General features: G+C 70.7%; 9 protein-coding genes and 1 rRNA gene. 5 read left to right on the top strand and 5 right to left on the bottom strand.

The window, feature by feature from the left end; translation table 11 throughout:
- Positions 1-145 precede the first annotated feature (145 nt).
- A 5S ribosomal RNA gene (gene rrf / locus ACTMVF_RS03990) occupies positions 146-262 on the top strand.
- A gap of 112 nt (positions 263-374) precedes the next feature.
- Here the strand turns inward: rrf and ACTMVF_RS03995 are convergent.
- The 5 genes from ACTMVF_RS03995 to ACTMVF_RS04015 are packed head-to-tail and all read right to left on the bottom strand — an operon-like array spanning position 375 to position 5,991.
- Positions 375-1,685 carry a DUF58 domain-containing protein gene (locus ACTMVF_RS03995; RefSeq protein ID WP_441269559.1) on the bottom strand — a complete coding sequence of 437 codons (1,311 nt, stop codon included), beginning with the start codon at positions 1,683-1,685 and terminating at the stop codon, positions 375-377.
- Positions 1,685-2,674, bottom strand: coding sequence for an AAA family ATPase (locus ACTMVF_RS04000; RefSeq protein WP_441270120.1), 990 nt, complete (start codon positions 2,672-2,674; stop codon positions 1,685-1,687). Before ACTMVF_RS04000 ends, ACTMVF_RS03995 begins: the two co-directional genes overlap by 1 nt.
- Positions 2,674-3,876, bottom strand: a complete 1,203-nt coding sequence (locus ACTMVF_RS04005) for a DUF4350 domain-containing protein (protein WP_441269560.1) — start codon at positions 3,874-3,876, stop codon at positions 2,674-2,676. The genes ACTMVF_RS04000 and ACTMVF_RS04005 overlap by 1 nt, the downstream gene beginning before the upstream one ends.
- Positions 3,873-4,649 carry a DUF4129 domain-containing protein gene (locus ACTMVF_RS04010; protein ID WP_441269561.1) on the bottom strand — a complete coding sequence of 259 codons (777 nt, stop codon included), beginning with the start codon at positions 4,647-4,649 and terminating at the stop codon, positions 3,873-3,875. Before ACTMVF_RS04010 ends, ACTMVF_RS04005 begins: the two co-directional genes overlap by 4 nt.
- A 4-nt stretch (positions 4,650-4,653) precedes the next feature.
- Positions 4,654-5,991 (bottom strand): glycerophosphoryl diester phosphodiesterase membrane domain-containing protein, encoded by a 1,338-nt coding sequence (locus ACTMVF_RS04015; protein WP_441269562.1) that lies wholly within the window; start codon positions 5,989-5,991, stop codon positions 4,654-4,656.
- A 140-nt stretch (positions 5,992-6,131) separates the two neighbouring features.
- Between ACTMVF_RS04015 and mtnA the strand changes: the two genes are divergently transcribed.
- The 4 genes from mtnA (at position 6,132) to ACTMVF_RS04035 (ending at position 12,046) form a co-directional block, all read left to right on the top strand.
- Positions 6,132-7,274 (top strand): S-methyl-5-thioribose-1-phosphate isomerase, encoded by a 1,143-nt coding sequence (gene mtnA / locus ACTMVF_RS04020; protein ID WP_441269563.1) that lies wholly within the window; start codon positions 6,132-6,134, stop codon positions 7,272-7,274.
- 171 nt (positions 7,275-7,445) lie between these two features.
- Positions 7,446-8,135, top strand: a complete 690-nt coding sequence (mtrA, locus tag ACTMVF_RS04025; protein ID WP_441269564.1) for a two-component system response regulator MtrA — start codon at positions 7,446-7,448, stop codon at positions 8,133-8,135.
- Position 8,136: 1 nt separating this feature from the next.
- Positions 8,137-10,215 (top strand): MtrAB system histidine kinase MtrB, encoded by a 2,079-nt coding sequence (gene mtrB, locus ACTMVF_RS04030; protein ID WP_441269565.1) that lies wholly within the window; start codon positions 8,137-8,139, stop codon positions 10,213-10,215.
- On the top strand, positions 10,205-12,046 hold the full coding sequence (locus ACTMVF_RS04035) for an LpqB family beta-propeller domain-containing protein (protein ID WP_441269566.1): 1,842 nt from the start codon (positions 10,205-10,207) through the stop codon (positions 12,044-12,046). The genes mtrB and ACTMVF_RS04035 overlap by 11 nt, the downstream gene beginning before the upstream one ends.
- Positions 12,047-12,049 lie beyond the last annotated feature (3 nt).

A 12,049-nucleotide genomic window follows, 5' to 3' on the forward strand; every position in this document is an offset into this window, starting at 1 on the left:
GAAGCACCGCAAGGTGTGGAGGTGACCGGTACTAATAGGCCGAGGGCTTGTCCTCAGTTGCTCGCGTCCACTGTGTTGGTTCTGAAACCACGAACAGCCCCATGCCAAGGTCACGGCATGGTGCGGCTGGACAGTTTCATAGTGTTTCGGTGGTTATAGCGTGAGGGAAACGCCCGGTTACATTCCGAACCCGGAAGCTAAGCCTTACAGCGCCGATGGTACTGCAGGGGGGACCCTGTGGGAGAGTAGGACGCCGCCGAACAAATTTTGAGAAAGCCCCCGGCCGGGGATACCGGCACGGGGGCTTTCTGCATTTGTGGCTTTTTTGTGCATCGATTAGGGGCGCTCCCTAGGAGAGCCCCTCTGTTCCTTAGCTACAGGCGGCCCGCTGTCTTGAGGGCCAGATACGCATCTGCCAGTGCCGGTGCGAGTTCCTCCGGCGTCGCGTCAACGACGGTGACGCCATGCCGACGGAGTTGTTCCGCCGTGCGGTGGCGTTCGCTCTGGGCCTGGGCGGCTGCTGCGGCCTCGTACACGGCGTCCGTATTTCCACGTGCGGTTGCCATGTGCGCAATGTGAGGGTCCGCTACTGATGCCAGCAGAACGGTGTGGCGCTGGGTGAGCTGGGACAGGACGGGAAGCAGGCCTTCCTCGATGGGGGCTGCGTCGAGGGTCGTGAGTAGCACGATCAGGGAGTGGCGGGGCGCCGTGCGGAGCGCCATGGCCGTCAGGCCTCGCGCGTCCGTTTCGATCAGCTCCGGCTCGAGCGTGGCCATCGCGTGGACGAGGGAGGGGAGGACGTCGCCTGCTGTGCGGCCCTGGACGAGCGCGCGGACTCGGCGGTCGTAGGCAAGGAGGTCCACGCGGTCGCCGGCTCGGGAAGCGAGGGCGGCCAGGAGTAGTGCCGCGTCCATGGAGGCGTCGAGGCGTGGAGCGTCCCCGACGCGTCCTGCCGAGGTACGGCCGGTGTCCAGGACGAGCAGGATGTGGCGGTCGCGTTCGGGGCGCCAGGTGCGTACGGCGACCGCGGACTGTCGGGCCGTGGCGCGCCAGTCGATGGAGCGGGTGTCATCGCCGGGGACGTATTCGCGCAGGCTGTCGAATTCTGTGCCCTGGCCGCGGATGAGCACGCTGGTGCGGCCGTCGAGTTCGCGCAGGCGGGCCAGTTTGGAGGGCAGGTGCTTGCGGCTTGTGAACGGAGGTAGGACGCGTACCGTCCAGGGGACTTTGTGGGTGCCCTGGCGGGAGAAGAGGCCTAGGGGGCCGTACGAGCGGATCGTCACGCGGTCGGCCTGGCGGTCGCCGCGGCGAGTGGGGCGTAGGCCGGTGGTGATGCGGCGGCGTTCGCCGGCGGGGACCGCCACCGTGTGGCGAGACGAGGCCACCTCCGTGCCGGGCTGCCAGCTGCTGGGTGGCCAGGCATCGCGGAGGTGGGCGCGGAGCGGTCGGGGGGATGGGTTGGTGATCGTGAGAGTGACTTCCGCTGTCTCGCCCAGGCGTACTGAAGTGTCGCCGGAGCGGGTCAGGCCTAGTCGGCGTACGGGCGCTGCCAGGGCGAAGTCGCAGGCGCAGGCCACGGCCAAGGGTGCGTTGACCGCGAGGATGCCCATCCAGCTGGGGTCCCAGATGCCTACGGGGAGGGAGCCTAGGGCCGCGAGGAGTGCGGCACGTCCGGTGAGTGCCATCAGCGGGGGACGGGGACGTGGGCGAGGATCGCGTTGATGACGGAGTCGGCTGTGACGCCTTCCATTTCAGCTTCCGGGCGGAGTTGTACGCGGTGGCGGAGGGTGGGGAGGGCCAGTGCCTTGACGTCGTCGGGGGTGACGTAGTCGCGGCCTGTCAGCCAGGCCCATGCGCGGGCGGTGGCGAGGAGGGCCGTGGCGCCGCGTGGGGAGACGCCTAGCGTCAGGGACGGCGATTCTCGGGTGGCTCGGCAGATGTCGACCACGTAGGCCGTGATCTCCGGTGAGACCGTCGTCTTGGCCACTGCCGCACGGGCTGCTTCCAGGTCTGCGGGGCCCGCTACGGGGCGTACGCCGGCGGCGTGCAGGTCGCGTGGGTTGAAGCCCTCGGCGTGGCGGGTGAGGACGTCGATCTCGTCCTGGCGGGAAGGGAGCGGGATCGTGAGCTTGAGGAGGAAACGGTCCAGCTGGGCCTCGGGGAGGGGGTACGTGCCCTCGTACTCCACCGGGTTCTGGGTTGCCGCGACGAGGAACGGGTCGGGGAGCGGGCGGGGGGTGCCGTCGACCGTCACCTGGCGTTCCTCCATGGCCTCCAGGAGGGATGACTGGGTCTTCGGCGGGGTGCGGTTGATTTCGTCGGCCAGGAGCAGGTTGGTGAAGACCGGGCCGGGCTGGAAGGAGAACTCGGCGGTGCGGGTGTCGTAGACGAGGGAGCCCGTTACATCGCTCGGCATCAGGTCGGGGGTGAACTGGACGCGCTTGGTGTCGAGTTCGAGTGCGGATGCGAGGGCGCGGACGAGCAACGTTTTGGCGACTCCGGGGACTCCTTCAAGGAGAACGTGTCCGCGGCAGAGGAGGGCGACGACGAGGCCGGTCACGGCGGGGTCCTGGCCGACCACGGCTTTGGCGATCTCGGCGCGCAGGGCTTCCAGGGAGGCGCGGGCGGTGCCCGGGTCCCCGGTGGTCCCGGCGTTGTCAGTGGTCGGGTCCATCATGGACGGCGTACCTCTCTTTCGAGGGCGTCGAGTTGGTCGGTGAGGGCGATGAGTGCCGCGTCGTCGCTGGGCGGCGGGCCGAAGAGGAGAGTGTGCAGGGCCTGCCCGTCTCCGTGGTTGTGGAGGTGGGCGGACAGAGCGGGGAGCAGGGCCTCGGGCGCGTGCGCCTGGGAGACGGGGACACCTACGAGGGGGGCGAGACGCGTGCGGGTGGTGGAGCGAAGAGCGGCGGCCGCGCGGTCGCGGGCGTTGGCCTTGCGGTAGAGGCGGGCGCGGCCTTCGACGGTTTCGGAGGCGCGGATCGCCACGGGGAGTTTTTCGGGCACCAGGGGGCCGAGTCGGCGTGCCCGCCAGAGGGCGGCCAGGGCTGCCGCGATGAAGAGCTGCAGCGTGCCCCAGAGCCAGCCCGAGGGGAGCAGGTCGAAGAAGCTGCGTTCGTCGTCCGCGTCGGCGGCCGACGTGTCGGAGAGTGAGGGGAGGTACCAGACCAGATGGGGGCGGGAGCCGAGGAGTTGGAGGGCAAGGGAGGCGTTGCCCTGCTCGTCGAGGTGGTCGTTGTAGAGGATGTCGGGCGCGCCGAGGACGATGGAGTCGCCGTCCCCGGTGGTCTCCGGGACGCGCAGGAGGGTGGCCAGGCGCTCGCTGGGGTAGCACTGGTCGGCGTCGAGGTGGGTGGTGGTGTAGCGGACGCCGCCCAGGTCGGCGGTGCCCGCGCGCTGGGCGGCGGGCAGGGCGCAGTCGGGGGTGAGCTCCGAGTCGAGGCTGGTGGCGGGGTCCGCGGTGACCCCGGGGACGAGCCTTTCGACGGACCAGCTGCCGGGGGCGACGAGGACGGTACGGCCGCCGGAGCCTGTGGTCGCCGAGCGCAGCCAGGACTGTTGACGGTGCGTCAGCAGGTCGGGGGCGGCGACCAGGAGGGTGGTGTCCGCGGCGGACGCGGCGCGTGCCTCGTCCAGGGTGGTGACGACGCGTGTGTCCACGCCGCGGTCGGCGAGGAGCTCGGCGACGGCCCGGCTGCCCTTGGGATCGGCGGAGCGTGGGTCCAGGGCGCCGTGCCGGGCGTCGGAGCGGATCGTGGCGATCACGACGGCCGCCGCCAGCAAGAGCACGACGGCGAGGGCGACGCCTCGCGTGCGGGTCCACACCTGGCGCATGGTGGGGGAGGCCGAGGTGGACGGGAGCGTGGCCTCGGTGGTCATTCGGGGGCTCCCTGGCGGGCGTTGGGGGCCGTGCTGGGGGTGCTGCTCGCGAGCTGTGGCTTGGTGCTCTCCAGGGCGCGGTCGAGTTCGGCGATGCGTTGGTACGTCGGCTGGGTCGCGGTCCGTCCGCCGTATGTGACGTCGTCGAAGTGCCGGGCGGCGGCGCGCAGGGAGTCCGTGTGGGAGGGCAGTGAGCGGCCTGCCTCGGCGGCGGCCTCGTCCGCGGTGCGGCCGGGCCGGACGTCGAGGAGCGCGCGTTCTTCGAGGGAGCGGACGATGGCGCGCATGCGTTCCTGGACGGCCTGGTTCCAGTGGCCCTGGGCGGCGTGCGCTTCGGCGGCGGCTCGGTGTTCGGCGGCGCTGCGGGGGCGGTCGTCGAAGAGGGCGGCGGAGGAGGTGGGTTGGCGGCGCGGGGTGCCTAGGCGCCACCAGAGGGCGCCTAGGACAGCCAGGACGACGAGGATGACGACGACGAGGCCGAGCGGGCCTCCGGGTGTCACGGTCGAGGCACTGTTGAACAAGTCCTCGACCCAGTCCCAGAAGGTGTCCAGGGCGCGCTGGAACCAACTGGGTTCGTTCTCGTGGTACATGTGCTTCGACAGTTCGCGCCGGGCCGCTTCCCGCGCGGGATCACGCGGGATCGTCAGCGGGGGCTCATCGTCGGAGCCCGCCGCCAGCGACAGGACGGACGTGTCGCCGATGCGCAGAGATGCGCGTACGGCCGCGTCCGGCAGTGCCGATGTCGTTGTGAGAACTCCCCCCGCCAGGCTCACCGGTTCAGCTCCCCGGGGTGTCGGTGCCGTAGCCCTGGACGCCGGCGGCTCGGGCCAGTTCGAGGTCGAGAGCCTCGCGGCGGATGCGCTGGTCGATGTAGAGCAGGACGGTGACGCCGGCTGTGATGGGGAAGGTGACCATGGAGGCGATCATCGAACCGACGCCACTGATGATGAGGAACGTCCAGCCGAACTCGGTGGTGCCATTGAGGAAGGTGGTGGCCCCGTCGCCGCTGAGCGCGCCGGCGAGGAAGCTGAACGGGATGACGACGATCGCCGCGAGGATGTTCGCGATGATCGTGGCGAGCAGCTGGATGCCGAAGACGCGCCACCACGAGCCGCGCACCAGCTTCGCGGAGCGGCTCAGTGCCTTCATGATGCCCTGCTTCTCCAGCATCAGCGCGGGCGAGGCGAGGGAGAAGCGGAACCACAGCCACAGTGCGACGATGCCGGCGCCGAAGATGCCCAGGAGGGCGAGTGCCGCGCCCGCGTCACCGGAGCCCGTGGCGGCCACGAGGATGCCGGGCACGGCGCCCGCGAGCACCAGGCCGACGGTCATGAGCAGCAGCAGGAAGAGCAGGCCGAAGAGAGGCAGCACCTGAGGGCGGGCGTCGCGCCAGGCCTCGCCGGTGGTTACCGACTTGCCGATGACCGCGCGGCTGGTAACCGTCGTCAGCAGGGCGGTCGCGATGATCGCGCCGATCACCGAGATCAGGAAGATCACGCTGGAACTGAGCAGAGCGTCGCCTGTGGCGCGGGTCAGCTCGCTGAGGGTGGCGTTCGGGTCGTTGAGGGCCTCGGTGCTGACGAGATCGTTCAGGACGAACCCCTGGACCAGGATGACGAGGATCTGCGTCACGATCGCGACGGTCAGGGAGATGCCCAGGACCGTGCGCCAGTAGGTGCGCATGGTGGAGACCGCGCCGTCGAGGATCTCTCCGACGCCGAGGGGGCGCAGCGGGATCACGCCGGGCTTTGCCGCGGGCGGAGGGCCGCCCCAGCCGCCTCCCCAAGCGCCGTATCCGCCCGGGGCGCCGTAGCCGTTGTGGCCGCCGCCGGTGCCGCCGTATCCGCCGGGGCCGGCGGGAGGGCGAGTGCCCCAGCCGGGGCCGGGCGGTGGGGGTGGCGGGGTCTGGCCCGGAGGCTGGGGCCCCGTCGGGGCGGACCACTGGGCGGGTGGCGGCTGCTCTTTGGACCATTTCGGGCCGGGGGCCTGTGGGTCCGGTCCCGACTGCTGCGCGGGGTCGGGACGGTCTGCGGGCTCGGACGTGCCGGACGTGCCGGGTTCCTGCCCGTCGGACGGGGCGGATCCGGGCGAGGCCCAGCCCGGAGTGTCTTTCATCGTCGCTCCTTCACGGTGCCCGTCCGCGGTCGCGGTGGCAGGTTGGCAGCCATCGTGCCATGGGGTGGTCGGCGAGGTACCGGCCGCGGTATGGGCTGTACACCTTCAATTGTCCGCCGGACAAAGGGCAGACTGGCTGCATGGCTGATCAGTACGCGCAATCCGGCGAGGACAGCAGGCCGATCGAGATGCCGGCGATCCGATGGGACGAACCACCCGAAGGCCCCGTACTGGTCCTTCTCGACCAGACGAGGCTGCCGGCCGAGGAGGTCGAGCTGGTCTGTACGGACGCGCCCGCGCTGGTGGAGGCGATCCGTTCGCTTGCCGTGCGCGGGGCGCCGCTGCTCGGGATCGCCGGGGCGTACGGCGTCGCGCTCGCCGCCGCGCGCGGTTACGACGTGGACGACGCCGCGGAGTCGCTGGCGAGCGCTCGGCCCACCGCGGTGAACCTCGCCGTCGGTGTGCGCAGGGCCCAGTCCGCGTACCGGGCCGAGCTCGCGAAGAGCGGGAATGTCGAGCAGGCCGCTGCTGCGGCGCTGGGTGCGGCGCGGGCGTTGCACAAGGAGGACGCCGAGGCCAGCTCCCGGATGGCCGAGCGGGGACTGGCACTGCTGGACGAGCTGCTGCCTGGTGGTGGGCACCGCATCCTCACGCACTGCAACACCGGGGCGCTGGTGTCGGGCGGGGAGGGCACGGCGTTCGCGGTGGCGCTCGCGGCGCACCGGGCCGGGCGGCTCAGGCGGCTGTGGGTGGACGAGACGCGGCCGTTGCTGCAGGGGGCTCGCCTGACGGCGTACGAGGCGGCGCGCAGCGGTATGGCGTACACCCTGCTCACGGACAACGCGGCGGGGTCCCTGTTCGCCGCCGGAGAGGTGGACGCGGTGCTGATCGGCGCGGACCGCATCGCGGCCGACGGTTCGGTGGCGAACAAGGTGGGGAGCTATCCGCTCGCGGTGCTCGCGCGCTACCACCATGTGCCGTTCATCGTGGTGGCGCCGCTGACGACGGTGGATCCGCAGACACCGGACGGGGCGTCCATCGAGGTCGAGCAGCGCCCCGGATTCGAGGTGACCGAGGTCGTGGCGCCCCATGCGCCGGTGGCTGGGGCGGAGCCGGGCGGCGGGATTCCGGTGGCGCCGCTGGGGACCCAGGCGTACAACCCGGCGTTCGATGTGACGCCGCCCGAGCTGGTGACGGCGATCGTCACCGAGGAGGGAACCGCGTCGCCCGTGACGACCGAGGCGCTGGCCCAGCTGTGTGCCAGGTCGCGACAGGTGACGTAGAGCTTGTGAGGTAGGGGCCGGAATCAGTCGGGCGGGCAAGGGGGGGGCCTACCCGCCCGTGGGTCACGCCCTGTGATGTGGACGAGGGCAGACAGTAGGGACTGCGTACGACTAAGGTCACTGGCCGGTGACCTATCTCACCACTGCCTTCGCCACTGTTATGAGAATGGGATGATGGCATTCATGAAGGGACGAGTCCTTGTCGTCGACGACGACACCGCACTGGCCGAGATGCTCGGCATTGTGCTGCGTGGTGAAGGTTTTGAGCCGTCTTTCGTAGCCGACGGCGACAAGGCGTTGGCCGCATTCCGGGAGAGCAAGCCCGATCTGGTGCTGCTCGACCTGATGCTGCCCGGACGGGACGGCATCGAGGTGTGCCGCCTGATCAGGGCGGAGTCCGGCGTGCCGATCGTGATGCTGACGGCCAAGAGCGACACCGTCGATGTCGTGGTGGGCCTGGAGTCCGGTGCCGACGACTACATCGTGAAGCCGTTCAAGCCGAAGGAACTGGTCGCCCGGATCCGGGCGCGGCTGCGGAGGTCGGAGGAGCCGGCGCCGGAGCAGCTCGCCATCGGTGACCTCGTCATCGACGTGGCCGGGCACTCCGTGAAGCGGGACGGGCAGTCGATCGCGCTGACGCCGCTGGAGTTCGACCTGCTGGTCGCGCTGGCCCGTAAGCCGTGGCAGGTGTTCACGCGTGAGGTGCTCCTCGAGCAGGTGTGGGGCTACCGGCACGCGGCCGACACCCGGCTGGTCAACGTGCATGTGCAGCGCCTGCGTTCCAAGGTCGAGAGGGACCCGGAGCGGCCGGAGATCGTGGTGACCGTTCGTGGTGTCGGCTACAAGGCAGGGCCGAGCTGACATGTCCGGGGACAGTGCCGCTTCGGCCCCCGGTCGGACCGGGGCCCGTCCGGAGCGGCCTGTCGGCCGGAAGATGGCGGGCTCCCGCTGGGGACGGTTTCTCGAGGGAGGGCTGCTGCAGGGCGGAGTTCAGGGCAGCCCGGTTCTTCGTCTGGTGCTGCGCTGGGTGCGTCGGCCGCTGCTGCCGGTCATGCGGCTGTGGCGGCGCAACATCCAGCTCAAGGTCGTTGTCACGACCCTGCTGATGTCGCTCGGTGTCGTGCTGCTGCTGGGCTTCGTCGTCATCGGGCAGGTGCGCAACGGCCTGCTGGACGCCAAGGTGAAGGCCTCGCAGAGCCAGGCCACCGGCGGGTTCGCGGCCGCCAAGCAGAGGTCCGACGAGGCCGCGGCCGGGACCGCCGACGACGGCGCGACGGTGGACGAGCGTTCCGAGCAGAACGTCATCCAGTGGATGAGCGATCTCGTCTCCTCGCTGTCCAGCGGCGGCCAGGGCGCCTTCGACGTGGTGTCGCTCCCGGCCTCCGCGGGCGGCGACACCGGTGGGCGCGGTCCGCGTGCCTCCGGTGACGTGGATCCGACCGCGAGCGTGCCCGAAGACCTGCGCGAGCGGATCGACAGCAGTATGGGGGCGTTCCAGAGCTATACCCGCATCGTCTACAAGCCCACCACCGACAAGGAGTCGCAGCCGGCCCTGGTCATCGGCAAGCAGGTCAACGACCCCAACGGCGACCCGTACCAGCTCTACTACCTCTTCCCGCTCACTCAGGAGGAGAAGTCGCTGAGCCTGGTCAAGGGCACCCTCGCGACCGCTGGGCTCTTCGTCGTCGTACTCCTCGGGGCGATCGCCTGGCTTGTGGTGCGCCAGGTCGTCACGCCCGTGCGGATGGCGGCCGGGATCGCCGAGCGGCTGTCGGCCGGACGGCTGCAGGAACGGATGAAGGTCACCGGCGAGGACGACATCGCGCGGCTCGGCGAGGCCTTCAACAAGATGGCGCAGAACCTGCAGCTGAAGATCCAGCAGCTGGAGGACCTGTCGCGGATGCAGCGGCGGTTCGTGTCCGACGTGTCGCACGAGCTGCGGACTCCGCTGACGACCGTACGGATGGCCGCCGACGTCATCCATGAGGCGCGGGAGGACTTCGATCCGGTGACCGCGCGGTCGGCGGAGCTGCTCGCCGACCAGCTGGACCGGTTCGAGTCGCTGCTCGCCGACCTGCTGGAGATCAGCCGCTTCGACGCGGGCGCGGCGGCGCTGGAGGCCGAGCCGATCGACCTCAGGGAGGTCGTGCGGCGCGTCGTCAGCGGGGCCGAGCCGCTCGCCGAGCGCAAGGGCTCACAGATACGCATCGTCGGCGACCAGCAGCCCATCGTCGCCGAGGCCGACGCGCGGCGCGTCGAGCGCGTGCTGCGCAACCTCGTCGTCAATGCCGTCGAGCACGGCGAGGGCAAGGACGTCGTCGTCAAGCTCGCCGCAGCCGGTGGGGCGGTGGCAGTCGCCGTGCGCGACTACGGCGTCGGGCTCAAGCCCGGTGAGGCGACCCGTGTCTTCAGCCGCTTCTGGCGGGCCGACCCGGCACGCGCGCGTACGACGGGCGGTACGGGGCTGGGGCTGTCCATCGCGCTGGAGGATGCGCGGCTGCACGGTGGCTGGCTGCAGGCGTGGGGCGAGCCCGGGGGCGGTTCGCAGTTCCGGCTGACGCTGCCGCGGACCGCGGACGAGCCGCTGCGGGGCTCGCCGATACCCCTGGAGCCCAAGGACTCGCGCCGCAATCGTGGACTCAATGACGCCGGTCTGCCGTGTGGCGGCGGTGAGAAGGCCGCGACGGTGCCGGCGCAGCCCACGGGGAACCAGGTGCCCACGATGCCGTCGAGGGACCCGATCGCGCCGCGTTTGGGCGCCGCCTCGCTCCCCAAAGCCGATCCGACCGCGCTGCCCGGCAACGGCGCGCGGGTGGTCCCCCGGCCCGCGTCGGGCGCGCGGAGACAGGACGACCCGTCCGGTGCGGATGGGCCGCCGAGCGAGGAGGCCGGGCAGGCCGGGGAGTCGAGCAAGCATGGGGAGGCATCTCGTGGGCGCTGACCGCGAGGGGGGAGCCCGGCGCACGCCGGGGCGCGCGGTGGCGTACGCCGCCTGTGGAGTCGTACTGCTGGCGGGGTGCGCCTCGATGCCCGACAGCGGCGATCTGCGGGGCGTCGAGTCCACGCCACGCCAGGACACAAAGGTGCGGGTCTTCGCCATGCCGCCGCGCGAGGACGCTACGTCCTCGGAGATCGTGTCGGGCTTCCTGGAGGCACTGACCAGCGACGATCCGGACTATGAGATAGCGCGCAAGTACCTGACCAAGGAAGCGTCGGACAGGTGGCAGCCCTTGCTGTCCACGACGGTGCTCGCCGACGGACCGGGCGCCGAAGCCGAACGTGTGGGAGGCCGGGAGGAGAACGACAACCTCTCCTACACGCTGTCCGGCACCAAGGTCGCCACGGTCGACGCACAGCAGTCGTACGCGCCCGCCAGTGGGGACTACAGCGAGCCGATGCACCTCACCCGGGACAAGAAGACGAAGCAGTGGCGCATCGACGTGCCGCCGCGCGGCGTCATCATGGGAAAGTCGGACTTCCAGCGCAACTACATGTCCGTCGACAAGTACTACTTCGCCACGAACACCACGCTCGGGACCGCCCCGCACACGGCGGCCGTCGCCGACCCCGTCTACGTGCGCAGGAACGTGGACCCCATGACGCAGATGGTGCGCTCCCTGCTCGCGGGGCCCACCAGCTGGCTCAACCCGGTGGTCAGGTCGAGCTTCCCCACCGGTGCGGCGCTCAAGGACAGCGTCACCTCGCTGACGCCCAACGATCAGAACGTCCTGACGGTGCCGTTGAACGACAGGGCGGCCCGGGTCGGCCTGGCCCAGTGCAACGAGATGGCGGCCCAGCTTCTGTTCACCCTGCAGAACCTCACTCCCACGGTGGACGAGGTCGAGCTCAAGGCGGGCGGCAGGCAGCTGTGCGCGCTCAGGGAGAAAGACGCGGAGGAGGTCGCCACGCGCGGGTCGGCGGAGCGCGCCGACTACCTGTACTTCCTCGACGCCAAGCACCGGCTCGTACGGCTGGCCGCCGCGACCAAGGACACGACGCCAGATCCCGTGCCGGGCGCCCTGGGCGAGGGCGATGCGCAGCTGGGGTCGGTGGCGGTGTCGCGTGACGAGGACATGGCCGCCGGGGTCGGCCTCGACGGCAAGGAGCTGTACGTCGGGGCGCTGGTGTCGGACGGTCCACTCGGGGAACCGGAGCTGACCAGCGCGGGCCCGACGGCGGATGAACGGCTGTCGGCGCCCAGCTGGGATGCCCAGGGCGACCTGTGGGTGGCCGACCGCGACCCCGACAACCCCCGGCTGCTCCTGCTGAGGGAGGGCGTGGACGATCCGCTGGTGGTGAAGACGCCGCCGGGGCTGGAGGGGCGCATCGAGTCCGTACGGGTGGCCGCCGACGGGGTGCGGATCGCGCTCGTGGTGGAGCGGGGTGAGAAGTCGTCGCTGCTCATCGGGCGGATCGAACGGAGCGAGGACGGCAAGGTGGGAGAGCGTGCGGCCGTCTCGGTGCACGAACTGCGTTCCGCGACACCGCAGTTGGAGGAGGTCACCGCCATGTCGTGGGCCGGTGACAGCCGGCTCGTGGTGGTCGGGCGTGAGCAGGGCGGCGTGCAGACGATGCGCTACGTCCAGGTCGACGGCTCCACACCGGAAGAGCCGGCGCCCGCGGCCCTCAGCGGCGTGAAGGAGATCACCGCGTCGGAGGACGCACGGCTGCCGCTGGTCGGGTACTCGGAGGACGGAATCGTACGGCTGCCGTCCGGGACGCAATGGGAGAAGGTCGTGACGGACGGGACGGCGCCGGTTTATCCGGGGTGAGGT

It is taken from the genome of Streptomyces sp. SD31 (assembly GCF_052068475.1).
GTDB lineage: Bacteria > Actinomycetota > Actinomycetes > Streptomycetales > Streptomycetaceae > Streptomyces.

Bases quoted from the DNA above. Each gene is read 5' to 3' on its own strand.
- mtrA (WP_441269564.1), top strand. From the start codon at position 7,446: ATGATGGCATTCATGAAGGGACGAGTCCTTGTCGTCGACGACGACACC.
- ACTMVF_RS04015 (WP_441269562.1), bottom strand. From the start codon at position 5,991: ATGAAAGACACTCCGGGCTGGGCCTCGCCCGGATCCGCCCCGTCCGAC.
- ACTMVF_RS03995 (WP_441269559.1), bottom strand. From the start codon at position 1,685: ATGGCACTCACCGGACGTGCCGCACTCCTCGCGGCCCTAGGCTCCCTC.
- mtrB (WP_441269565.1), top strand. From the start codon at position 8,137: ATGTCCGGGGACAGTGCCGCTTCGGCCCCCGGTCGGACCGGGGCCCGT.
- mtnA (WP_441269563.1), top strand. From the start codon at position 6,132: ATGGCTGATCAGTACGCGCAATCCGGCGAGGACAGCAGGCCGATCGAG.
- ACTMVF_RS04005 (WP_441269560.1), bottom strand. From the start codon at position 3,876: ATGACCACCGAGGCCACGCTCCCGTCCACCTCGGCCTCCCCCACCATG.
- ACTMVF_RS04000 (WP_441270120.1), bottom strand. From the start codon at position 2,674: ATGGACCCGACCACTGACAACGCCGGGACCACCGGGGACCCGGGCACC.